Below are 22,256 nucleotides of genomic sequence, written 5' to 3' on the forward strand. Positions count from 1 at the left end.
CGATGACGTGACGACTGCTCAACTCGTGGGCTGGCTGGCCACCTTCGTCGGCGCGGTGGTCGGTTTTCCGCAACTGTGGCGGCTGGTGCGCACCCGCAACGTCGAGGGCCTGTCGCTGGTCGCGTGGCAGTGGATCCTGGTCATGAACGTGGTCTGGTTCGCCCACGGGGTGCGCATCGACCAGCCGCCGCAGTTGGTGGTGAACTCGATCGGGGCGTGCGCCACGGTGCCGATTCTGGTGCTGCTGTCGCGCGCGGTCGGCCGCCGGCTCTGGCAGGTGGTGCTGCCCAGTCTCGTGGCGGCGGCGGTGATCATCGCGATCGATCACTTTCTGGGGTCCGCCGCCTTCGGCCTGGCGGCCATCGTGCCCGGTATCGGCTCGACGGTCGGGCAGACGATCGAGCTGGTCAGGGCGCCACACGTGCGCGGCCTGTCGGCGCTGTTCATGGTGCTCGCCTTCGTCAACCAGGCACTCTGGACCACCTGGGCCTTCTTGATCGGTGATCCCGGCTCGGTGATCACCGCTGTCACGATGAGCCTGCTCACCGGCGCGAACCTGGTTTGGTACGGGGCTCGCCGGCTGGGGTTGAGGGCGTTCTTCAGCCCCACCGAGACCTCCATCGCGCGGCTGGACTGAGCCCCGTCCCGATGAAACAACTGGCAACGAGTGGTGGTTCGTCGCCGACAGCGACAGCATGACACTGGCGGACGACCATCCTTGGCCGGCCGAAGTTGTTTCAGGTTTCAAACACTGACCCCGGCGCGGGTGACGAGCAGAACTCTGCCACAATGATCATCGACGGTTCTTCGCCTGTTGAAGTCGTCCTTCACCGCCGTCGACGGTGTGTTTGAAATCTCAATCGCAAGGAGTCTGTTCGCCGTGTCGTGGGTCGAGATCATCGGCTGGTCGGCCACCGCCGTGGGGGCTCTGCTGGGCTTTCCGCAACTGTTTCGCCTGCTGCGCACCCGCAACGTCGCAGGCCTGTCGCTGCTCGCCTGGCAGGCGGTGCTGGTGCTCAACGTGATCTGGTTCACCCACGGCGTGCGCATCGGGCAGGGCCCGCAGATCGTCACCAACTCGGTGGCGCTGGCCAGCACGTTGCCGTTGCTGGTGCTGCTGGCCCGAGCAACCCGACGTTCGCTGTTCGCGGTGGTGGCGCCGTCCCTGGTCGCGGCGGCGGTAATCATCGCGGTCGACTTCACGCTCGGCTCGCTCGCCTTCGGCCTGGTCGCGACCATTCCCGGCCTGATGAGCAGCAGCGGTCAGAGCGTCGAACTCGTCCGCGCCCGGCGGGTGGACGGCGTCGCCCCGGTCTTTCTGGCGCTCGCGTGGGTGAACCAGTGCCTCTGGCTGACCTGGGCGCTGCTGGTGCACGACCCAGGCACCATCGTGGCCTGCTCGATCACCCTGACGATCACGGCGTTCAACCTGATCTGGTTCATTCTGCGCCGGTTGGGCCTGCGGGCGCTGTTCGTGCGGGCGTCCGACGAGCCCGTACTGCCGTGCACCGAGCCTGCGCTCGCGCGCAGTTGAGCGTCGAGACCTCTCGATCACGCGCCCTCCGACTCCCGTCATCCCGGCGACGGCCGGGATCTCCCAACGGCACCCGATCCGACTGCCCGTCATCCCGGCGAGGGCCGGGATCTTCGGACCGCACCCGACAGAGGTTTCACGACAAAGATTCCGGCAAACGCCGGAATCACCACTCAGCCCGCAATCCCGGCGCACGCGGGGATCTCCCAACCGCACTCGACAGCGGCCTCACGACAGAGATTCCGGCATACGCCCGAGTGACGACTCAGCCCGTCATCCCGGCCGCGGTGCGTTCCGTCGCAACCCGCCGTGCGACTCGTCGGATTACGTCCGATGTGAGGGGCACCACCGCTCGCCGAGGCGCCAGCCCCCTCACATCGGACGTAATCTCGCGAAGCCTCGCACCTGCCAAGCTCGAATCAGCGCGAGACCGGCTGCTCGTCGGTACCGCGGGCAATGCCCAGCGTGGCCAGCAGGTCTTCGTGCAGTTGAATCCAGACCAGCTGGCACGAGGCGCGGTCGGGGCCGTCCAGCCATTCGTGTCCGCCGAGCCGCACCCGGTGCAGGGCCTCGCGATGCAGCCGTCCGTACCCCTTCATGCGGGGCAGCGCGCCGCTCAGCAGGGCGTCCACCTGCTGCAACGCGTTGTCGAGCCGTTCGAGTTCGAGCAGCACCGCGACGTCCCAGTCTGCGTCGGTGTGATCGTTGGCGGCCAGCCGGTCCCAGCGCGTGGGCCGCACCTGCCAGTTGGTGCAGGCCACCCCATGGGGGCCGTTGAGGCTCAGGAACAGCCGGTGCGCCTCGGCCACGGCGGCCCGCCCGCCGACCGCGTCGAGTTCGGCGGCCAGTTGCCGCTCGTTCTCGGCCCGGCCGCGCTCGGTCATCGACCACGTCTCACCGAAGAACTCGTGCCGGCGAACCCAGCCGTAAGCCTGCGCGTCCAGCAGGTGCTCGGCAACAACTGCAGCCCGTAACCCGAACCGGTCGGCCACCTGCGCCGTCGACGGGGCGCCCAGCACCCGCACGCCGTGCAGGCTCAACAGCGCCGGGTCGGACGCACCCCCGCTCACGCGAACGTCGTGTACGAGAAGGCGGACGAGTGCCGCAGCTCGGCCAGGTCGGCCACATCGTGCTCGGACGGCTGCCACAACCCCGCCTCGACGTTGGCCACCACCTGCTCGGGCCGGGTGACGCCGCAGATCACGCTGCCGACCGCCGGCTGCGCAGCCAGACCGCCGACGGCCAGGGTGAGCAACGAGATGGCGCGGGCGTCGGCGAAGGCCTGCAACGCCTCGATGCGGCCCCAGTCGGCATTCTCGAGCCGCTTCGCCTGGGCTTCGAGCCGCGACCCCGCCGGCGCCGCCTCGCCGCGGCGGTACTTGCCGGTGAGCAGTCCGTAGGCCAGCGGAAAGTAGGGCAGCAGGCCGATGCCGAACCGCTCACAGGCAGGCACCAGCTCGTCCTCGGCGGCCCGGTTGTACAGCGAGTACTCGTTCTGCGCCGAGACGAACCGGTGGTAGCCCGCAGTTCGGGCCACCCAGTCGGCGTCGGCCACCTGCCACGCGCTGAGGTTCGACGACCCGAGGTAGCGCACCTTGCCCTCGGTGACCAGGTCGCTCATCGCGTCGAGGGTCTCGTCGATGGGCGTGATCGGGTCGGGCCGGTGCAACTGGTACAGGTCGATGTAGTCGGTGCCCAGCCGGCGCAGGCTGGCCTCGACGGCGCGGCGCACGTACCGCCTCGAGCCGTGCGCCCCGAAGTGCTCGGCGTCGTGATCGCCCATGCCGAACTTGGTGGCCACCAGCACGCTCTCGCGTCGCGTGCCCAGGGCTCGTCCGAGTAGTTCTTCGCTGGCGCCGTCGCCATAAGAGTCGGCGGTGTCGAACAGCGTGATGCCCTGCTCGATCGCGGCGTCCACCACGGCTTTGGTCTGGTCTTCGTCGATGCGGGCGCCGAAGGCGTTGCAGCCGACGCCCACCACCGACACCATCAGGCCGCTGTCTCCGAGAGGGTTGTAGCGCATGCCTCGAACCTACCGCCTGCCCGTTTCGCCTCACGACTCGGCCTTGCCACTAGTGGTGCGTCTCCCACCACAGCCTGTTCGCCACTCAGCGTAAGGAGCGAAGGGTGAGCCCAACCAGTGTCGTCCGGGCCGAGCCGCGGCGTGAGGCTCACCAGGCGGGCGAGCCGGGCTGAGGGCTCTCGACTGTTCCGAGTCACACTAAACTGAGGCTGCCACCCCCGTCGAAGGATCACCGATGATCGGGTTCGTCACCGCGCACCGCGTGCGCACCGTGCTGCTGGCGGGCCTGGCCGGCCTGGTTGTCCTGTGCGGCTGCGCCACCGCCGTGCCCGGCGTGACGCCCAGCGCGTCCGACCCGTCGAACAGCCCGACGCCCAGCGCGTCCACGCCCATCACGTCACGTGCGATCGCGGCCCTGATGCTCGATCACCTGCCCGCCGGCTACTCCTCGGCCAGGCCCGCGTGGGTGTACGACGATTCGCCCACGGGTTTCGTGGGCGCCGAGTTGCGGTACCGACCGTCCGAGGGAACCGACGGCGACCTGGTGCGGGTGAGCCTGTGGTCGAGGGACGATCCGATGACCTGCGGCAGCCGCGAGCACTGCGTGGAACTGCCCGGCGCGAACGGCGACCGGGTGTTTCTGGCCTGGGAACTCCAGGAGCCCGAAGAAGACCCCGGGCTGTTCTCGGTGTGGGTCAACCGGCCGGGCGAGGTGGTGTACGGCCTGGTGGCCGGGCCGGTGCTCAAGACCGACCCCCGCTCGCTGACCACAGGCACGACCGTCGAGCTGCTGCGCTCGGTGATCACCGACGAGCGGCTGCGGCTGCTCACCACGGCCGACGTGGTGGCGGCGGGTGAGCAGGTGCAGCGCTGGAAGAAGCAGTAGTTCGTCATCGTTTGCGCCGTCTTGGTTGAGCTGGTCGAACCCATTGAGCGTGTCGAAAACCCTGACCGCCGTGGGTCTCGTCCGGTCGACCAGCGGGTAGGCGCCCGACCGGGTGGGGTGATCGCCGACCAGGGGTAAGTAGGCTGGCGTGCGTGCCGCTGTTCACCGAGTTGGGGTCGTTCTTTCGAGCGAGCCTGCTCGACCCCGCCCACGAGCGCGCGGCCGAAGACCCACGGGTTTTGCGCCGGCGACGCCTCGTGGTGGCCCTCACGCTGGTGCTCGGTGGGGCCGCACTCGGCCTGGCCCTGGCCATCAGGCCCGGTGACCCGTGGTTCTACCCGGCCACGCTGGGCGTCGCGGCGTTGTGGGTGCTGGGGGCGGTGGCGTCCGGCCCCCTGCATCTTGGCCGGGCCCGCACGCGGGCCGGCGGGCAGAGCTCGTCGGTGCTGCAGGCGCTGATTCTGGGCGGCATGCTGCTGGCGGTGTTTCTGGCCGGCGCCGTCGTGGTGGGCCGCATCGACTGGCTGCGCGGGCCCGTCGACGCCCTGTTGGCGCACGCCCGGTTCGGGTCGCTGCCCATCGTGGCGGCCATCACCGCGGTCAACGGAGTGGCCGAGGAGCTGTTCTTTCGCGGGGCCCTGTTCGCAGCCATCACGCGACGCTGGCGGGTGGTCGGCTCGGCGGCCCTGTACGCGCTGGCCACGGTAGCCACGGGGGTGCCGCTGCTGGTGCTGGCAGCCACCGCGCTCGGGCTGCTCACCGGGCTGCAGCGCCGGGTCACCGGCGGTGTGCTCGGCCCCATCGTCACCCATCTCACCTGGTCACTCGGCATGCTGTTCGCCCTGCCGTGGGCCCTCGACCTCTGGAGCTGACATGTCCCTCGTCCTGGTCACCGGAGCCACCGGCTACATAGGGTCGCACCTGGTGCCTCGCCTGCTCGACGGCGGCTACACCGTGCGGGCGTTGTCGCGCAGCCCCGGCAAGCTGTCCGACGAGTGGCGCGACCGCGTGCAGGTGGCGCAGGGCGACGCCTCCTCTGACGACGACGTGCGGGCCGCCCTCGACGGCGTCGACGTGCTGTACTACCTGCTGCACTCGATGGACGGCGGGGGTGACTTCGTGGCCCGCGACCGCGAGTTGGCCAGGCGGTTCGCCCGCCTCGCCGAGCAGGCCGGGGTGCGCCGCATCGTCTACCTGTCGGGCCTGCACCCCGAGGGCGAGCTGTCGGCACACCTGGGGTCGCGGGTCGAGGTGGGCGAGATTCTGCTGGCGTCGGGCGTGCCGACCGCCGTGCTGCAGGCGGGTGTGGTGCTGGGCGCCGGGTCGGCCTCGTTCGACATGCTGCGGCACCTGACCGAGCGGTTGCCGGCCATGGTGGCGCCCAAGTGGCTCGATCGCCGCATTCAGCCGATCGCCGTCGACGACGCGGTGCACTATCTGTTGCGGGCCGCCGAGCTGCCCGACGAGGTGAACCGCACCTTCGACATCGGCGGACCCGACGTGCTCACCTACCGATCGATGCTGCAGCGTTACGCCGAGTTGGCGGGCCTGCGGCCACGGTTCATCGCGACCGTTCCGGTGCTCACCCCCGGCCTGGCCAGCCACTGGGTGGGGTTCGTCACGCCGATCAAAGCGGGCATCGCCCGGCCGTTGGTGGGCAGCCTGATGCACGACGCGGTGCGGCACGAGTTCGACGCCGAGGCTGTATTGGGCGAGCCGCAGGGCGGGGCGGCGGTTTTCGACGACGCCATCAAGGCCGCCCTCGGCGACATCGACGCCAAGCTGTGGGGCCGCACCCTGAGCATGACGTCAGCTGCGGTGGCTGCGACCGCCGTCGTCGGCGGGTTGTTCACCGACCCGAACAGCCGCTGGTACCGCACCCTCAGCAAGCCGCCGTTTCAACCGCCAGGGGCCGTGTTCGGCCCGGTGTGGTCACTGCTCTACGGTCTGATCGCCGTGTCGTCGGCGGCCACCATCGCTGATTCGCGCGAGCGGGGCGACGACGAAGTGGCCGATGCCTTCGAACGGGCCCTGGCCGCCAACCTGGCGCTGAACACGGCATGGAGCGGGGTGTTCTTTCGCGCGCACGCGCTGGTTCCCTCAACCGTGGTGGCGGGGGTGTTGGCGCTCAGCAGCGCCGACCTGACCCGCCGTGCGGCGAAGACGGGGTGGGGCAAGGCGGCAGCCCTGGGCGTGTACACCGCGTGGTGCGGTTTCGCCACGGTACTCAGTGGCGCCGTGGCACGCCGCAACCGCAAGCGCTGAGCAGACGAAAGGTGAGCGCCAGTGAAGCAACGGGCGGCGTGTCGCGCCCAGTCCGGGTCACTGGCGCGCACCTTTCGTCAATCGCTACTGGCCCACTGCTCGCCTCACCAGCGCGACGAAGGCTTCGGGATCGTCGTCGAGGCTCGACGCGGCGAACGGCAGTACCCGCCAGCCGTGAGCGGCGAAGCGCGAGTAGCGCCAGCGGTCGTCGGCGAAGGCTCGGCGTGTTCCGTGATGGGTGAACCCGTCGATCTCGATGATCACGCGCTCGGCCGTGAACGCGATGTCGGCGAAGTAGCCAACGCCATCGATGACGATGCGGTGATTGGTGCGCCAGCCGACCAGGCCGGCCTGGCGCAGCAGCCGATGCGCCACTCGCTCGGCTTCTGACCAGGGCTCGTCGCGCGAGTCGGTGAGCAGGGCACCTCTCAACCGGTTGCCGGGCCGACGCGGCTCTGCCCTCAGTGCCGCCCAAAGCGCGGCCAGCGTCACCGCGCGCCGACGAAGGGCCTCGTCGATCACCGTAGCCCCCAGAGTTGGCAGCAGGTCGAGCACCGACACCGCTGGGCAGGCGAGACGTAGCCCATGACTGTCGTCGATCAGGTCGGCCGGCACGCGTCTGCGCTGCCATTGGTACCTGGCGTATGTGCCATGAACCTCGTACGGCACAGTCGCCGACACGAAAGTGATCGGCACCTCGGGCCACCACAGTGCCAGCGCGGCCGCAGCGCCCGTGATCACGCAGCCCGGGCGAAAGGCGGCCGCGGCCCGCATGCGGGTGTGCCAGTCGGGATCGGGTGCGGTGTAGATGCCGGGCAGCGGCGCCGCGAGCAGGCCCTTGCGGCGGGCGCTGTCGAGCAGGTGACGAATGTTGTGGTGATCTCGGCGAGGCAGCACGCCGTTCTCGTGGGCAAGAAGTTCTGCAAGACGTTCCATGCCCTTGAATGCACTTTTTCGACCCCGTTTTGTGAGCGGGTCGATGCAGAAGTTGACGAAAACTGAGCGCCAGTGCGGCTCAGAGGTGCCGACACGCCGTAACTCCCGCTACTGGCGCGCAGCTTTCGTCACAGCTGTCAGTCGATCGCCTCGACCACCTCACCCTCATCGGGCAGGCCCTGCCCGATGACGTCGCCGCGGCGGCTACGGTAGGCGTGAAAGGCCAGCGGCATGCCCCGGGTGGTCTGCCAGTCGAGGGAGTCGGTGACCTGCAGGTGCACGTGCGGTTGGGTGCTGTTGCCCGAGTTGCCACACTCACCGATCGGCACGCCTGGCATCACCACGTCATCGGGTCGCACGGCAACCGACCCGCAGCGCAGATGGGCGACCAGCACGAGGGCCCCTCGGGCTCTACCTCGATAACCACGCAGTTACCGGCCAGCCCCGGCAAACCCCGCCGCGCTCGTTCGGTCTGCTCGCGCAGGTGGCCGAGGAACGCCACCGGCGAGCGGCGCACCACGCCGTCGGATTCGCCGTCGTGGGTGAGCACCACCCGGCCGGCCAAGGGGGCTGTCACGGTGCGCCCGAAACCGACGAAGCGCACCGGGTCTTCGGTGGCGACCACGGTTCGCCAGCTCACCGGGCCGCTGCGACCGCGGTCATCCACGGGCACCAGGTCGATCGCGTAGGTGGTGCCGAACAGATGGCTGCCGTGGCTGGGCACCCGGCGCGCCGGGCTGTTGCGGGCCTGCCACCGGCCCTCACCGGGCAGGTGCAGCAGCAGCGGAACCGTGGGCATGACGCGACAGTAGCCGGGCCAGGGCACGACATCGCCTGCGCTCGGGTTCGTTGCCTGCGTTCGTCCGCAGGCAACGTTGCCGAACGCAGGCAACGTCGATCAGGCTGGCTCAGCCGCGCTTACGATCCAGCCCCAGAATGCGCCGGATCGTGGTGTTCAGGTCGGTCTGATCGGTGAGGCCGACGATGTTCGCCGCCCCCGGCCCGTAGCCCGCGATGCGCAGCTGCGAGCCGGTGTGCTGCATCGACGATCCCTTGAGGGCGGTGGCGTAGTTGATCGTCATCGGGGCATCGTCGGCGGTGAGCAGGTTGACGGTGATGCCCGGGGTCACCGAGCCGGCGTCGACGATCTGGCTGGTGTGCGCGTGGTCGGCGGTGACGAACACCGAGGTGTTGCCGTCTTTGGCGGCGAAGTCCAGCGCCACCTTGACCGCCTCGTCGAGATCGACGGTCTCACCGATCTGGCCGCAGGCGTTGGCCGCATGATCCTGCTTGTCGATGCTCGCGCCCTCGACCTGCAAGAAAAAGCCGGGCCCGTTGCGCTTGGCGTCGAGCAGGTCGATGGCCTTGGACGTCATGTCGGCAAGCGTCGGCTGCGTGGCCAGGCGGTCGGGGTTCTCGGTACAACGTGCCGGGTCTTTCTTGCCGCCGTCGGCGGTGGCCTCGGGGCCGACCCAGCGCACCGCCATGTTGCCGGCGGCGAACAGGCCGAGCAGCGGCTTGTCTTGATTGGCCTTCTTGACCTTGTCGAGACCGGCCTTGTCGCTGACGATCTGGTAGCCGCGCTCGTAGGCCTGCTGCTTGAGCGTCTTGCCCTGGTAGGCGCCGGCGGTGGCCACCTCGTTGAAGGTGGTGGCGCCGCCGCCCAGGCTGACGTCGGGGCGGGTGTTGATCAGCTGCTCGGTGATCGAGCCCAGGCCGCCGTTCTCGAGCGCCGCCTCGGGGCAGGTCTTGAGGGTGGCGGACGGTCCGTAGCACGACCGCGCCAACACGTGAGAGACCAGCACGGCGGGGGTGGCGTCCTGCAGTTCGGCGGTGGTCACGTTGCCGGTGCGCAGGCCCTTGGCCTTGGCCATCTCGAGCAGAGACTGCTGCGCGGTGCCCTGCACATCGACCGAGATGGCCCCGTCGTAGGTCTTGAAGCCGGTCGCCCAGGCGGTGCCGGTGGCCGCCGAGTCGGGGTCGTAGTCGGGCTTGCCGGTGGTCTTGTTCAGCGAGTAGGTGGTGTACTGCCCGGTCAGCGGCAGGGCGTCGATGCCGGCGAACCGTCCGGCGGCGCCCTTGGCGTAGTTGCGGGCGATGGTGATCTCGGAATCACCCATGCCGTCGCCGATGAGCAGAATGACGTTGCGGGCCTTGCCGCCGATCACCGACTGGCGAACTTCTTTGGTCTGGTCGCCGTCAAGGCGGTTGGCAGCGTGCAGCCCGGCGAGATCGAGGGCAGGGGCGGCCACGGCAACGATGGTGCCGGTGGCCGCGGTGATCGCCAGCGCTGCGAGGCCGCTGCGCAGCAGGCGGCGAGTCTTGGGGTTCAGCATGGGGGTCCTTTCTGAGAGACGCTCATGCGGAGTTCAACAGCCCAGAGCAACGCCTTCATGCGGTTCAGGTGACGCGCAGGTGACGATCGCGCGGCATGGGGAAGGCGGCGATTCTGGGGTGCGCCGAGGGACGAAATGGTCCTGATTTGGGGTGCGCGCGGCAAGCTTGCTCAGGCCGTTGTCTTGGTCGCTGGTCGAGATCGTCGAGGCCCCGACTCGTCCGGTGCGCGTTGGGCAAGCCGGACTCCCAGCACCGACGCGACCAGATGGCTCGCGAGATGACGACCGACTTGGCGACAGCTACGCCTACCGAGCGTGGACGGGCGCCAGATCCGCCGTCATTTCACGACGAGGGGTCGTGCGTCTCGGGTTGGTTGACGGGCGGCCGGGTGCATCGACCGGGGCGAACGACGCGAGGTGCGAGCGTGGGCGGCGCAAACCGTCGACGGACGTAGGGGTGAGCCTAGACGCACACCCAGCAGTAGAGCCGTTCACCTTTGGCCTGGGCCCGCCCGGCCAGGCCGGACAGTTCGTTGAGCACCATTGCGAGGTCGTGCGGGTCGGCCTGCCCCCAGAACTCTTCGGTCGCCGCCCACGGCACGGCGACGTCGGCAAGGCGCTGCGGTGATGCGGCGGCAAGGGCTCGCGAGAGTGCGTCGGTGAGCGCCACGACGAGCAGCTGCCCCTCGTCTCGGATTGCCACGATGTGGCCGCTGCGCGGGTCGTTGGTGACCTCGTCGTAGGGGCGACCGGTCAGCAGTTCCTCCAGGGTGCCCATCATGACGACGGGGTCGATGCCGCCGCCCGAAACGGTGTCGAAGGCCGGCCCCATGTCTTGGACGGGCGGTGGGCTCGACGTGCGACCGAACCATCCACGCTTCACCGGCGCGGGGGCTACCGCCGGCCCGCCCGGGCCCCCGGCGCGGTCGATCACGCCCGCGGCCGCTTCGTCCGAGGCCGCCGAGAAGTAGTCATAGAGCGCGCTCATGTCGGCCATTGTCGGTCACCGCACGACGCCGTTGGCCTCGGTGAGGCCGACAAGGTGTGGAGTCGACCCGTCGTCTTTCCGGCGGACGCCATCGGTCGTCAATGCACGGCTCATCACCCTCGTCATTCCGGCGCACGCCGGAACCTCACCACGAAACCAACAGAACCGGCGTGACCCGCGGCCCCACCCAGAGATCCCGGAGTTCGCCTGGATGACGGGTGGGGGCGCCGGGATGACAAACCCTCTCGTCATTCCGGCGCACGCCGGAATCTCATCACGCAACCAACACAACCGGCCTGCCCAGCAGTCCCGCGCAGAGATCCCGGCGTTCGCCGGGATGACGGGTGGGGGCTTGTCGAAACCCTGGCCCAATGGGTCTCGACGAGCTCGACGGGCGGTCGTCAGTCCAGCCGTAGGTGGAAACCGCGCAGCGCGTAGCCGGCGATCAGGTCGTCCCATTCGATGGTGGGTTCGCTCACGATGGTCACCTCGCGGGCCAACAGCCGGTGCAGCAACACGTCCGATTCGAGCATCGCCAGGGGCTGGCCGGGGCACTTGTGCGCACCGTCGCCGAAGCTCAGCACCGCCTCGTTGACCCCCGAAGGCAACGGACGGCCCGGGCACAGTTGCAGCGGATCGTCGCCGACCACATCGACGTCGGCATTCGCGGGCCTGATGCACAGGTCGATCAGGTCACCGGGGTCGGCGGTGAAACTCTCGCCCTGGTCGGTGAAGGTGACCGGCTGCTGCACCCGCCGGTACAGGTGGCCGACGACCGGTTCGAGCCGGATGATCTCGTTGAGAATCGCCAGCCGTTCGCGTTGCCCGGCGATCAGGTACCGCTCGCGCAGGGGGTCGTTGCCCAGCAGGTGCCAGGCCGCCATGGCGATGAACTCCCTTGTGGTGACCATGCCCGCGGTGCCGTAGGTGACGCATTCGACGAGAATGTCGGCGTCGGTGTAGCCCTCGTCGATCAGGTGGCTGATCACGTCGGTTCGGCGCTCGCGACGCCGAGCCCGGACGGCCGGACGCACGTCGGCCCACCAGAACCGCATGATCGGCCACAGCCCGTTCTTGGCCGCGAGTGCCCACTGCTGGGGGGTGCGTCCCAACCGGGGTTTGGTCAGGTCGAACGGCGGCTGGTTGAAGAACGACACCAGCCGGCCGGCCATCGCGGGCACCGGTGACTCGGTGAGCCCGACCGCCTCGGCGGTGACCTCGACGGTGTACAGCAAGGCCAGGTCGTCGAGCTGCACCTCGCCGGCACCGCTGGGGAGTAACCGCTCGGCGCACGATTCCATCAACCCCAGGTACCGCTCTTCGACCACCCGCGGCGCGAAGAACCGGCCCACCTTGGTGCGCTGCCCGTCGTGCTGGGGGCCGTCCGACATCAGAATCGGGTGGTGCTTGAGGTAGCCCTTCGGGATCCACTCGGCGGTGAACCCGGCCTGGGTGGTGGTGCGTCGCTCGCGCAGCACCTGCCGCGCGGCCGAGGCCGACCGCACCCGCCAGACGATGCCCTCGCGCTCGATGCGGGGGCTGTCGGTCTCTTCGGGACGCACGGCGCGACGCCGTCCAGGGGTGCCCGCGGCTTGCATGTCGCCAGGCTAGTGGGACCGGTTGGCGAGGTCCGCCGAGTTGTGGTGGTTATGACGACCGATCTGACACCTTCGGTTGCCTCAGCGAGGCGGCCCGCCACTCTGTGGTTGAAATAGATACCCCCCATGGGTATTTATTTCAACCACAACGTCGCGGTTCTCTCGGCGCGCATGCGAGGCCCGCATCTTTTCAACCAAAACGTGGTCGATGACCTGCCTTCGACCTACTCGATCCCCCATTGACACTGCGATGCCCTAAGCCACCGCTGATCAACGCGGGTCGTTGGTTGAGCTTGTCGAAACCCTGGCCGCAACGGGTGTCGACAAGCCCGACCAACGAAAACCAGCGCTTCCCGAGATGCCCGCACCTTGCCGCTCGCTGCGCGGGGGTGCGCTCACGCGGGCACGGATCCACCTGTCAGGGCCGGCGCACGCGCAGCACCAGGTCGGTGTGATGGCCGGCACCCGCCCCGCCGGTGACGTGCCGGTCGCGGCGGTCGTCGGTTTCGATCACCCAGTCGGTCGGAACGGCCGCCCGGATCGTGTCGAGGTCGAGGTAGTCGTCGGGGTCGAAACCGCGCTCGAGCGCCTGCTCGCGGTCGACGTCGGCGTGCGCCAGCACCAGCAGTCGTCCACCAGGCGCCACCAGGGCGAGCAGGGCCCGTTCGGCGAGCCCCTCCGGGGTGCGCAGCAGGGCCGGGTAACACACGCTGACCAGGTCGAACGCCCCCTCGGGCAGCTCCGACGACAGCAGACCCGCCCGCACCCAGTCGACCTGGACGGCCCCCGCTTCAGCCGCCGCCCGGCCGCGGTCGAGGGCGCTGTCGGCGACGTCGAAGGCCGTCACCTGCCAGCCCTGCGACGCCAGCCACACCGCATCGGCACCCTCACCGCACCCGACATCGACCGCACGGCCCGGTTCGAGCGACGACACCTCGGCCACCAGGGCGCCGTTGGGGTTGCCGCTCCAGATCGCCTCGGCCGCGTAGTGCTGGTGCCACTCGTCGTCGGTCACCGGCATGCGACGCTCGCCGTGGGAGTGGTCGTGGTGTGTGTGGCCGTGATCGTGTGCCGGCTCGTCGGACGGCAGGTCGTGGGCCGTTGCGTGGGCCGGCTGGTACAGCATCAGGTCGTCTGCTCCGGGCACGGCCATCATCACCGCCCGGCCGAAGCCAAGCTCACGCGGCTCGCCCGAGAACTGCGCCCCTCGGCCGGCCAGTTCGGCCATGGTGGCGTCCAGGTCGTCGCAGGTCAGAGTGAGCGAGTGGTGCCGGGGTGCGCTCCAGTCGCCTTCGCGGGTCGGGTGCACGCCGAGTTCGCTCGGCCCCGAGCGAAAGATCAGCCACTCGGCGGGGTCGGTACCGCCGGTGCCTGCACCGCCGACGCCGGCATCGCCGCGTGCCCCCTCGGAGACGAACGGCCAGCGCAGCACGTCCATCAGAAACCGGCGCGTGGCCGCCGGATCGTCGGAATAGATCATTGCGTGCAGGGCCGTGAGCATGGGCTCAGGCTACTCAGGACGCGATGGACGGCAGCGGCTTCAATCGCCGCGAAATCAGTCGGCGCAGCGGGTCGGTGAGAAACAGCAGGAACATCGCGAAGAGGTTGACTTGCGGGCAGGCGACTGCGATCAGGCCGGCCAGCCCGAACAGAATGGTCATGGTGGGGTGACGGCTTGCCCATGCGCGTCGGCAGAAAACTCATCGCGAAGCTGAGCACCTGGCTTCGAGTGGGCGTTCAGCCAGACCGCCGTGTCGCCCTGCTCGGGCGCCTCGCTCACGCTCTCCATCAGCGGCAGTATCAGCAGGGTCATGGCGATCGCCACGGCGTCGGGGAAGAACACCACCCGCTCGATCGGTTGCGTACGGTCGTGCTTGTCGGGCGCGGCGCTGGAGTCGTGGCCGGGGGTGGTCATGCGGTGCAGCCAAGCGACCCTAAGTACGAGCTTTGTCGCTCGGTGAGAATGGGGGCTGGCTGCCGCGCCCGAACCGGGCAGACTGTGGCGCATGATCACCATCACAGTGAAGTGGGACGTGAAGCCCGAGTACGCCGACGACTACATGGAACTGACCCGTGAGTTCACCGAAGCGACCCGCGCCGAGCCGGGCTGCCTCTGGTTCGACTGGTCACGCAGCGTCGACAACCCCAACGAGTACGTGCTGGTCGAGGCGTTTCGGGACGGGGCGGCCGGCGGCGAGCACGTGAACTCGGAACACTTCAAGAAGGCCATGGCCACCCACGGCGAGTACGCCGCGAGCCGGCCCAAGATCATCAGCTACGAGATTCCGCAGGACGACTGGAGCGAGCTCGGCGAGCTGCAGATGCCCGAAGCCTGAGCTCGCTTCGCTGGTCGCTCGTCGAGACCGGTTGCGGTTGAGCTTGTCGAACCCCCAGGGACGCGCTGGTCCAGCTCGTCGAGACCGGTTGGGGTTAGGGGTCTCGGCACGCTCAACCAACGACGCGTGCGTTGATCAGCGCTTCCCAACACGGCGAATCTCGACACGCTCGACCAGCGGTTGCTCAGTCGAGGTAACCGTGGCGGCGCAGCACGTCGTCCACGAACTGTTGTAGCCGGGGTTTGGCGTCGGTGTTGGCGTACTTCACGCTTACCGAGCCCTTGCCGCCGGCAGTGCCCTTGATGGCTTCGCGGGTCTCTGCGACCAGGTCGAAGTCGATGGCGTGTGCCACGAAGTGGGTCTTGGTGGCGGTGAACATCAGGTAGCCCTTGAGGTAGCTGTCGGCGAACTTGAACATCGGCACCGATCGAAACATGGTCAACGACACCGGGCAGCGCTGCTCGACGTAGGCCCAGAACTCCGTGAGCCAGGCCTGCCCGGCCTCGGGCACCGAGGCCAGATACTCCTGCGGATTCTCTGCGCCCATCAGCGTGCCCCTGAGGGCCTGCACGGCGCTGCGGCAGTTGGCATCATTGGCTCACGGTGGCACAAACCGGTGCATTCGGCCAGGCCACGAACCTCAGGAGCACACATGGCGAACCGCAAGTCCAATGGCCCGATCGACCTATCGGGCCAGGTGGCGGTGGTCACCGGCGGCGGCAGCGGGGTGGGCTTGGCGATCACCCGGTTGCTCGGCGAGCGTGGCTGCCGGGTGTGGATCGGCTCGCGTTCGCAGCAGCGGGTCGAGCAGGCGGCGCAGCAGCTTCGAGACGAAGGCCTGATGGTGCAGGCCATGGCCTGCGACGTGACCAGCCGCGACGACGTGATGGCCTTGCGTGACGCCGCGCTGTCCGACACCGGACGGCTCGACATCTGGGTCAGCAACGCCGGCCGGGCGGGCGCGTTCGGCCCCATTCTGGCCGCGCCCGAAGACGACTTTCTGGCCACCACCGACACCGTCATCCGAGGCACCTACTACGGGTCGCTGGCGGCTCTCGACGCGATGACCAAGGCGGGCGGCGGCGATCTGATCAACCTGCTCGGCCGCGGCGACGACGGCCCGGTGAAGAACCAGGCCGCGTACGGGTCGGCCAAGACATGGGTGCGAGCCTTCACCGGTGCGCTGGCGGGCGAGATCAAAGACTCAGGGGTTCGGGTGCATGCCTTCAACCCCGGCCTGGTGCGCACCGACATGCTCGGCCGCATCGACGCCGTCCGCGGCTACGGCTCTGGGCTGAACCGGTTCGGGTCGGTGATCGGCGTGCTCGGCCTCGATGCCGACGAGGCCGCCCGGCCGGTGCTCGACCTGATCGGCAGCGACCGGCTGGAGTACCGCGGCACCGCCCCGCTGCGGCTGCTCGCCCAGGCAGCGCGCAATCAGGTGGCGCGGCTGCAGGGCAAGGGCGCGGGCGCGATGCAGATCGACATCACCGACCTCGACCCGCGGCCGAGTTCACTCGACTGACAGGCCCCGGGGACCGGGGCGACCGCGGCGAGCCATCGTGTCGCGCTGCCGTTGACTGTCGAGTTCTCATTCACAGAAAGCTGATAAAGCGCTGAGCGGGCGGCGCGATTGCTGCGGCACCCGTGGCCCGGCGGGACAATGAAGCATGATTCGCGCAATGATCGACTTCGGCATCAATCTGGTTCTTGCGGCAACCGGCATTCTCATCGCGGCAAGCACCATTGCAGGTGTCAGCGTGCAATGGTCAGGATTCTTGGTCGCGGTGCTGGTGTTCGCCGCTCTTCAGGCTGTTCTTTCGCCCTTCGTGTTCAACATGGCGCGAAAGTACGCCTCGGCCGTGCTCGGCGGCATCGGCATCGTTTCGACCCTGCTCGCGCTGTGGATCGCCAGCATGCTCACCGCCGGCGGCTTCAGAATCGACGGAGTGTGGGCCTGGGTGCTCACCGCCTTGGTGGTCTGGCTGGTGTCGGCCCTCGGCGGTTGGCTGCTCGGCTGGCTGATTCTGACCCGCTGGTGGGACAAGCGCCAAGAGAACAAGAAGCTGGACGCGGCTGCGGCTCGTCGCAACCCGCCGCCGCCCGCTCAGTCCTGATCGTGGCCGGTTGAGCTCGTCGAGAGCTCTTTCGTCGGTCGAGCTTGTCCAGACCCTTTCGTCGGTCGAGCTTGTCCAGACCCTTTCGTTGGTCGAGCTTGTCGAAACCCCTTCGTTGGTCGAGCGTGTCCAGACCCGTTGAGGCAGGGGTTTCGGACTTTCGACAACCCAGCAACGGACCTCGGGGTTTCGACAGGCTTGACCAACGGCACTTGGGGTTTCGACAGGCTCGACCGGCGGCTCTCTAGCGTGCGGGCAGAACGTCTTGCCAGACCCGCTCGTGCTCGAGCAGCCAGCGTTTGCGCTCCAGGCCGCCCGCGTAGCCGGTGAGGGTGCCGGACGACCCGATCACCCGATGGCACGGCACCACGATCGCGATGGGGTTGCGTCCATTGGCCAGCCCGACGGCGCGCGAGGCGGTCGGCTGCCCGATGCGCAGCGCAAGTTGGCCGTAACTTTCGGTGGTGCCGTAGGGAATCTGGCTGAGGGCCGTCCACACCTTGCGCTGAAAGTCGGTGCCGCTGGGGGCGAGGTCGAGGTCGAAGTCGGTGCGATCACCGGCGAAGTACTCGCTGAGTTGCCGGGCGGCGGCGTCCGAGGCATCGGAGGTGGGCATGGGCACGTCGGGCTCGCCGAACAGCACCGAGGTGACCGCGCCGTCGTCGTCGACGCAGACGGTGATCGGGCCGATCGGGGTGGTGATCGTGGTGCTGGTCATGTTGCCTCCGGTAATTGGTTGATCGGGTGGGGCAGCGTGGCCCACAGGTATTGGGTGGCGTAGCTGCGCCAGGGGCGCCAGTGCTGGGCCGTTGTGGCGAGGTCGGTGATGCCGAGTTGTTCGGCCGCTCGCATCACGCCCAGGTCGGTGAACGGCAGGGCGTCCGGGTCGCCGAGGGAGCGCATGGCGACCAGTTCGACGGTCCACGGCCCGATGCCGGGCAGCGCGGCCAGCGTGCGTCGCGCCTCGGTGCGGTCGGCGCCCGGGCCGAGGTCGAGCTCGCGGCCGGCCAGCGCACGCGCCAGCGCGATGAGGGTGCCAGCGCGGCGGCGCGGGCCGGGAAGGTCGTCGGGTTGCAGCGCGGCGAGGGCGGACGGGGCCGGAAACAGGTGGGTCAGTCCCCCGTCGGGGTCAGCGACGGGCTCGCCGAACCGTTGCACCAGGCGTCCGGTCTGGGTGCGGGCGGCAGCGGTGGACACCTGCTGGCCCAGCACCGCCCTGATCGCGAACTCGGCGCCGTCGGTGGTGCGGGGCACGCGCCGTCCGGGGGCTGCCGCTACCAGGGGCGCCAGCGAGGGGTCGGCACCCAGCGCCTCGGTGACGGCAACCGGATCGGCGTCGAGGTCAAGCAGCCGGCGACAACGGCCGATGGCGGGGGTGAGGTCACGCGGGTCGGTGAGCCACAGGGTGGCGGCGACGTGGTCGGCACGGGGGGCCAGGCCCACGACGCCGGGGCCGTGCGGTAGGACGAGGGTGCGCCGGTAGGCGCCGTCGCGCCACTCTTCGACGCCCGGCACGGCCGTTGCAGCCAGGTGTCCGAACAGGTTGCTGGGGTCGAACGGACGCCGCAGCGGCAGCCGCAACTGCAGCGCGGCGAGGCCACCGCGGGTGAGCGTGGGGGCCCGGCGCAGGCGGGCGCGCAACTCGCCGGGGGTGAGCCCGTAGGTGGAGCGCACCGCGTCGTTGAACGACCGCACCGAGCCGAACCCGGCGGCGAAGGCCACCTCACCCAGCCGCATGGTGGTGGTTTCGAGCAGCACCCGGGCGGTGTGCGCGCGCTGGGCGCGGGCCAGTGCCAAGGGTGAGGCGCCGAGTTCGTCGGCGAGCACCCGCTGCAACTGGCGCACCGAATAGCCGAGCCGTTCCGCCACCCCGGTGACGCCTTCACGATCGACCAACCCGTCACCGATCAGCCGGACGGCGCGGGCGGCGGTGTCGGCGCGTACGTCCCAGGCGGCCGAGCCGGGCACGGTGTCGGGGCGGCAGCGCCGGCAGGCGCGGTAACCGGCGTCCTGGGCGGCCGCGGCCGTCGCGTAGAAGCTGGTGTTCTCGGGCCGCGGCGTGAGCGCCGGGCAGCTCGGCCGGCAGTAGATGCGGGTGGTGCGCACGGCGGTGAAGAACTCGCCGTCGAAGCGGGCGTCACGGCTGGCGACGGCTCGCAGGCACACCTCGCGGTTCGGAAGCATGCGTCCATCATGGTCGCCGGAACAGGCAGAACCTAGCAAGAATGCGACATGACACTCAGGCCCTGCGCTGCTGGTCGCGCCCGTCCAGACCTTGGGCCTACGAGTGTGGTCGATCGACCCCTTGAGACGGCGGTCGATCGACCACGCTGTACACCAGCGGCACGCGCGCTTCGCTACTCGGCGATGGTTTCGGCCGTGCTGAGAAACGAATCGCCCTGGTCGGGATAGCCGAACCAGTGCAGGTAGAGGCCGGTCGTGACCCGTTCGACGAAGGCCCACTGCCAGACCCGATCGGCCTCCACCCCGCCCAACTCGGCCAGCCGGACGCACTGCTGCCGTAGCAGTGCCACCCCCGCACCGAACTGCTGCGACTCGGCCGCAGTGACCTCGTGACAGGCGTCGCGCAGCACCACGCCGAGGTCGTAGGCCGGCTCGCCGGCGAACCCGTCGGGGTCGATCAAGGCCCAGCCTTCACCACGTCGCAGCACGTTGCCCGCATGCGGGTCGCCGTGGCAGACCACCTCGGGCCGCTCATCCGCTGTTAGACGTTGGGCGTAGTCGGCCGCCAGTTTCAACGCTCGCGGGGCAGAGGTTCCATAGCGCGGACCCAGGTCGCGCAGAATGCCGGCCAACCCAGACGCCTTCGCCGCGAACGGGGCACCCTGGGTGAGGGGCACCGTCCAGGCTTCGCGCAGCAGCGGCGCGACGACCGCCACCTGATCGGCCAGCCGTGGCGACGACGTCCACAACGACTCACCCAGACGCTGCGTCAACAGGGCGCCGTCGGGTGCACTCCACCCCAGCAGCCGGACGTACCCGTGCCCGTCGGCCGCTCGCAGCACCCGTGCCACGACGTCCTGCTCACCCGGCGGCTGCACCTTCAATACGGCCCGCTGCCCCTGTTCGGTGACCACGTCCAACGGGGGCGGATTGACCCCGCCCTCGAACCAGCCCACCGGGTTGAGCCGCCAGCGCGACACCACCACAGGCACCGTCTGGGCGTAGTGCACCACGTGGCCCTGCAGGTCGCGATCGGAACGATCCGCCCGTCGCCGCGCCTCGGCGACGGCTGCTTCGATCACGTCCGTACCCATCGGGTGAGGCTATCTGTGGCAGCCCACGAGTAGGTTGCGGCCATGGGCCTGCGCACCGAACCCGCCACGGCCGGCCGTTTCGCCGACGTCGAGGCGATCCTGGCGCCCAAGAAGGCGGGTGCGCAGGGCTGCTGGTGCCTCACCTACCGGCTCCCGCTCGCTGACAACGACGCGTTACGCCAGCCCCACCGCGCCGAGGAACTGCTGCGGCTGTGCCGTCGCCGCTCGCACGTGCCCGGCGTGCTCGCCTACGACGGCGATGAGGTGGTGGGCTGGGCGGCCATCGCACCACGCAGTGAACTGAAGGGCCTGGCCGAGAGCCACTTTTGCCAGCGACCCGGACGATCCGTGGGCGCTGACCTGCTTTCGGGTGCGGGCGGGGCACGGACGACAGGGGGTGGCGCGGGCCCTGCTCACCGGAGCGGTCGAGTACGCCGTGGCCCAACACGCGCCGGCGGTGGTCGGTTACCCGGTGGACGCCGGCGATCAGCGCATCGACCGCACCCAGGCATCGGTCGGCCTGCTGTCGTGGTTCACCGACGCCGGTTTTCGTCAGGTGGGTGAGACCGGCTACCACGTGAACGGACGCCCCCGCGTCATCGTGCGCAAGGACCTCTGACCGGTGCCGCTGACTACGTCGGCGCCACTCGACACCGAGGTCTCGACGGGTTCGACCAGCGAAACTCTCACAACCCCAGCACACTCACCGTGACCGCCACCGCGCTGCCGATGCCGATCGACTCGGCGCGCTGCACCGCGACCTTGATCGGCAGCAGGTAGCCCCCGTCTTTGGGGAACAGCGAGGTCGTCCACGTGGTGTCGCCGATCTGGGCCTGCACCGGAATCATGCCCCAGCCGTAAGTGACGGCCCTCGCCAGCACGGCCACCTCGTCGGCGACCCAGTCGGGCAGCGCCACGTAGGCGTACGGCGCCGGCCCGCGCCACTCGATCACCACCCCGTCGAAGTCGAACTCCGCCACAGCAGGCAGTCTCTCACCACCATCGGACGAATCAGCCGGTGGTGCGGCCCACCGTCCAGTAGCCCATGGCGTGCCCCTCGCGTTTGCCGGCTCCAGTGGCGGCGCGCAGCACGTCTTTGAGCGCCCTGGTCTGCGCGGTGTCGACGCACACCCAGCCGAACCAGCCGTGCACGCCGTCGAGGTCTGCCGCGACCCGTTCGGTGAGTCAAGCGTGGGTGCGACGCAACTCGACTGTCGCGAACGGTGGGAATCCATATCCGCCGACCGGAGGCTGGATTCGTGTCAGCGGGTGCTGCCAGGGTGTGCGCATGTCAGACGACCACGAACGCGACCTGCTGCTGAGCCGCCTACGCGGCCAGCGGAGCCACATTCTGGCCCAATTGGACGGCCTGCCTGACGCTCAGTTGCGCTCGGCCGTGCTGCCGTCGGGGTGGAGCCCGCTGGGGCTGGTGCGGCACCTCACCCTGTCTGACGAGCGGTACTGGTTCGAGGTGGTGATGGCCGGCGGGCCGCTCGACTTCTGGCCCGAAGGTCACAACGGCGATTGGACGGTCGGCGACCACGAGCCGTCCGAGCACGTGATCGAGGCCTACCGCACGGCTGCCGCGACCTCGGACGCGCTGATCGAGGCCACCGCACTCGACACGCCCCCGGCCAGCCCCGAGCCCTGGTGGCAGAAGGCCGGCCTGGCCTTTCCCGACCTGCGCACCGTCGTCGTGCACGTGCTCGTCGAAACCGCCACCCACGCCGGGCACCTCGACGCCGCCCGCGAACTCATCGACGGCACGCAGTACTTGGTTCTCGATTAGGCGCCAGTTGGGGTGTCGAAACACACCGCATGGGTCTCGACAAGCTCGACCAGGGGAGGTCAGCATTCAACACGTCCCAACGAGTGCGCCTCGCCCGTCATGCCGCCTCGCCCGTCATGCCGCCTCGCCCGTCATCCCGGCGAACGCCGGGATCTCAGAACCTGACCCAG

27 protein-coding genes are annotated in these 22,256 nt (G+C 69.3%); 10 read left to right on the forward strand and 17 right to left on the reverse strand.

Going from position 1 to position 22,256, the window contains the following annotated elements:
- Nucleotides 1–7: 7 nt before the first annotated feature.
- Nucleotides 8–637, forward strand: coding sequence for a PQ-loop repeat-containing protein (locus MPLG2_RS12880; RefSeq protein ID WP_158681181.1), 630 nt, complete (start codon nt 8–10; stop codon nt 635–637).
- 243 nt (nt 638–880) lie between these two features.
- On the forward strand, nt 881–1,534 hold the full coding sequence (locus MPLG2_RS12885) for a SemiSWEET family sugar transporter (protein ID WP_158681183.1): 654 nt from the start codon (nt 881–883) through the stop codon (nt 1,532–1,534).
- Between the two features lie 419 nt (nt 1,535–1,953).
- On the opposite strand, the gene MPLG2_RS12890 is transcribed toward MPLG2_RS12885, so the two are convergent.
- Together MPLG2_RS12890 and MPLG2_RS12895 are read right to left on the reverse strand one after the other, a co-directional pair.
- Nucleotides 1,954–2,604 (reverse strand): transcriptional regulator, encoded by a 651-nt coding sequence (locus MPLG2_RS12890; RefSeq protein WP_231935654.1) that lies wholly within the window; start codon nt 2,602–2,604, stop codon nt 1,954–1,956.
- Entirely contained in the window at nt 2,601–3,557 is a 957-nt protein-coding gene (locus tag MPLG2_RS12895) for an aldo/keto reductase (protein WP_105186483.1), read from the reverse strand. The genes MPLG2_RS12890 and MPLG2_RS12895 overlap by 4 nt, the downstream gene beginning before the upstream one ends.
- Nucleotides 3,558–3,792: 235 nt before the next feature.
- Between MPLG2_RS12895 and MPLG2_RS12900 the strand changes: the two genes are divergently transcribed.
- The 3 genes from MPLG2_RS12900 (at nt 3,793) to MPLG2_RS12910 (ending at nt 6,708) form a co-directional block, all read left to right on the forward strand.
- Nucleotides 3,793–4,443 (forward strand): hypothetical protein, encoded by a 651-nt coding sequence (locus MPLG2_RS12900; protein WP_105186484.1) that lies wholly within the window; start codon nt 3,793–3,795, stop codon nt 4,441–4,443.
- 152 nt (nt 4,444–4,595) lie between these two features.
- Complete coding sequence (locus MPLG2_RS12905; protein WP_105186485.1) at nt 4,596–5,315, forward strand: CPBP family intramembrane glutamic endopeptidase; 720 nt, start codon at nt 4,596–4,598, stop codon at nt 5,313–5,315.
- A gap of 1 nt (nt 5,316) precedes the next feature.
- Nucleotides 5,317–6,708 carry a tryptophan-rich sensory protein gene (locus tag MPLG2_RS12910; RefSeq protein WP_105186486.1) on the forward strand — a complete coding sequence of 464 codons (1,392 nt, stop codon included), beginning with the start codon at nt 5,317–5,319 and terminating at the stop codon, nt 6,706–6,708.
- An 84-nt stretch (nt 6,709–6,792) separates the two neighbouring features.
- Here the strand turns inward: MPLG2_RS12910 and MPLG2_RS12915 are convergent, their stop codons facing one another.
- The 9 genes from MPLG2_RS12915 to MPLG2_RS12950 all read right to left on the reverse strand — a co-directional run bounded on the left by MPLG2_RS12915 (nt 6,793) and on the right by MPLG2_RS12950 (nt 14,481).
- Nucleotides 6,793–7,644, reverse strand: a complete 852-nt coding sequence (locus MPLG2_RS12915; RefSeq protein ID WP_105186487.1) for an endonuclease domain-containing protein — start codon at nt 7,642–7,644, stop codon at nt 6,793–6,795.
- A 137-nt stretch (nt 7,645–7,781) separates the two neighbouring features.
- Nucleotides 7,782–7,973, reverse strand: a complete 192-nt coding sequence (locus MPLG2_RS19050; RefSeq protein WP_331826011.1) for a hypothetical protein — start codon at nt 7,971–7,973, stop codon at nt 7,782–7,784.
- 8 nt (nt 7,974–7,981) lie between these two features.
- Nucleotides 7,982–8,443 (reverse strand): hypothetical protein, encoded by a 462-nt coding sequence (locus MPLG2_RS12920; protein ID WP_197709939.1) that lies wholly within the window; start codon nt 8,441–8,443, stop codon nt 7,982–7,984.
- 109 nt (nt 8,444–8,552) lie between these two features.
- A complete protein-coding gene (gene phoA / locus MPLG2_RS12925; RefSeq protein ID WP_105186488.1) occupies nt 8,553–9,980 on the reverse strand; it encodes an alkaline phosphatase in 1,428 nt (475 codons plus the stop codon).
- A gap of 463 nt (nt 9,981–10,443) precedes the next feature.
- Nucleotides 10,444–10,968, reverse strand: coding sequence for a hypothetical protein (locus MPLG2_RS12930; protein ID WP_158681185.1), 525 nt, complete (start codon nt 10,966–10,968; stop codon nt 10,444–10,446).
- A 401-nt stretch (nt 10,969–11,369) separates the two neighbouring features.
- Nucleotides 11,370–12,566, reverse strand: coding sequence for a cytochrome P450 (locus tag MPLG2_RS12935; protein WP_105186490.1), 1,197 nt, complete (start codon nt 12,564–12,566; stop codon nt 11,370–11,372).
- Between the two features lie 418 nt (nt 12,567–12,984).
- Entirely contained in the window at nt 12,985–14,067 is a 1,083-nt protein-coding gene (locus MPLG2_RS19055) for a methyltransferase domain-containing protein (RefSeq protein ID WP_158681186.1), read from the reverse strand.
- Nucleotides 14,068–14,080: 13 nt separating this feature from the next.
- The gene (locus MPLG2_RS18545) at nt 14,081–14,227 is read right to left on the reverse strand and encodes a hypothetical protein (RefSeq protein ID WP_158681188.1); all 147 of its coding nucleotides are present in this window, start codon (nt 14,225–14,227) and stop codon (nt 14,081–14,083) included.
- Entirely contained in the window at nt 14,224–14,481 is a 258-nt protein-coding gene (locus tag MPLG2_RS12950; protein WP_105186491.1) for a hypothetical protein, read from the reverse strand. Before MPLG2_RS12950 ends, MPLG2_RS18545 begins: the two co-directional genes overlap by 4 nt.
- A gap of 91 nt (nt 14,482–14,572) precedes the next feature.
- Here MPLG2_RS12950 and MPLG2_RS12955 point away from each other — a divergent pair, with 91 nt between their 5' ends.
- Nucleotides 14,573–14,902 (forward strand): putative quinol monooxygenase, encoded by a 330-nt coding sequence (locus MPLG2_RS12955; RefSeq protein ID WP_105186492.1) that lies wholly within the window; start codon nt 14,573–14,575, stop codon nt 14,900–14,902.
- 184 nt (nt 14,903–15,086) lie between these two features.
- On the opposite strand, the gene MPLG2_RS12960 is transcribed toward MPLG2_RS12955, so the two are convergent.
- Nucleotides 15,087–15,449, reverse strand: a complete 363-nt coding sequence (locus tag MPLG2_RS12960; protein WP_105187663.1) for a hypothetical protein — start codon at nt 15,447–15,449, stop codon at nt 15,087–15,089.
- A 105-nt stretch (nt 15,450–15,554) separates the two neighbouring features.
- Between MPLG2_RS12960 and MPLG2_RS12965 the strand changes: the two genes are divergently transcribed.
- Together MPLG2_RS12965 and MPLG2_RS12970 are read left to right on the forward strand one after the other, a co-directional pair.
- Nucleotides 15,555–16,427 (forward strand): SDR family NAD(P)-dependent oxidoreductase, encoded by an 873-nt coding sequence (locus tag MPLG2_RS12965; protein WP_105186493.1) that lies wholly within the window; start codon nt 15,555–15,557, stop codon nt 16,425–16,427.
- A gap of 145 nt (nt 16,428–16,572) precedes the next feature.
- Nucleotides 16,573–17,019, forward strand: a complete 447-nt coding sequence (locus MPLG2_RS12970; RefSeq protein WP_105186494.1) for a phage holin family protein — start codon at nt 16,573–16,575, stop codon at nt 17,017–17,019.
- Nucleotides 17,020–17,263: 244 nt separating this feature from the next.
- Here the strand turns inward: MPLG2_RS12970 and MPLG2_RS12975 are convergent, their stop codons facing one another.
- The 3 genes from MPLG2_RS12975 to MPLG2_RS12985 form a co-directional block, all read right to left on the reverse strand.
- Nucleotides 17,264–17,737: a methylated-DNA--[protein]-cysteine S-methyltransferase gene (locus tag MPLG2_RS12975; protein WP_105186495.1), complete on the reverse strand. Its 474-nt coding sequence runs from the start codon at nt 17,735–17,737 to the stop codon at nt 17,264–17,266.
- The gene (locus MPLG2_RS12980; RefSeq protein ID WP_105186496.1) at nt 17,734–19,203 is read right to left on the reverse strand and encodes a DNA-3-methyladenine glycosylase 2 family protein; all 1,470 of its coding nucleotides are present in this window, start codon (nt 19,201–19,203) and stop codon (nt 17,734–17,736) included. Before MPLG2_RS12980 ends, MPLG2_RS12975 begins: the two co-directional genes overlap by 4 nt.
- 173 nt (nt 19,204–19,376) lie before the next feature.
- Nucleotides 19,377–20,297, reverse strand: coding sequence for an aminoglycoside phosphotransferase family protein (locus MPLG2_RS12985; RefSeq protein WP_105186497.1), 921 nt, complete (start codon nt 20,295–20,297; stop codon nt 19,377–19,379).
- Nucleotides 20,298–20,694: 397 nt separating this feature from the next.
- Between MPLG2_RS12985 and MPLG2_RS19060 the strand changes: the two genes are divergently transcribed.
- Nucleotides 20,695–20,916: a hypothetical protein gene (locus tag MPLG2_RS19060; RefSeq protein WP_197709940.1), complete on the forward strand. Its 222-nt coding sequence runs from the start codon at nt 20,695–20,697 to the stop codon at nt 20,914–20,916.
- A gap of 67 nt (nt 20,917–20,983) precedes the next feature.
- On the opposite strand, the gene MPLG2_RS19490 is transcribed toward MPLG2_RS19060, so the two are convergent.
- Together MPLG2_RS19490 and MPLG2_RS19495 are read right to left on the reverse strand one after the other, a co-directional pair.
- Nucleotides 20,984–21,277 carry a DUF1905 domain-containing protein gene (locus tag MPLG2_RS19490; RefSeq protein WP_231935655.1) on the reverse strand — a complete coding sequence of 98 codons (294 nt, stop codon included), beginning with the start codon at nt 21,275–21,277 and terminating at the stop codon, nt 20,984–20,986.
- Between the two features lie 31 nt (nt 21,278–21,308).
- Nucleotides 21,309–21,449: a hypothetical protein gene (locus MPLG2_RS19495; protein WP_231935656.1), complete on the reverse strand. Its 141-nt coding sequence runs from the start codon at nt 21,447–21,449 to the stop codon at nt 21,309–21,311.
- A gap of 136 nt (nt 21,450–21,585) precedes the next feature.
- Between MPLG2_RS19495 and MPLG2_RS13000 the strand changes: the two genes are divergently transcribed.
- The gene (locus MPLG2_RS13000; protein ID WP_105186499.1) at nt 21,586–22,086 is read left to right on the forward strand and encodes a DinB family protein; all 501 of its coding nucleotides are present in this window, start codon (nt 21,586–21,588) and stop codon (nt 22,084–22,086) included.
- Nucleotides 22,087–22,256: the final 170 nt, after the last annotated feature.

Origin of the sequence: Micropruina glycogenica (genome assembly GCF_900289045.1) — a bacterium.
Taxonomy (GTDB): Bacteria; Actinomycetota; Actinomycetes; order Propionibacteriales; family Propionibacteriaceae; genus Micropruina; species Micropruina glycogenica.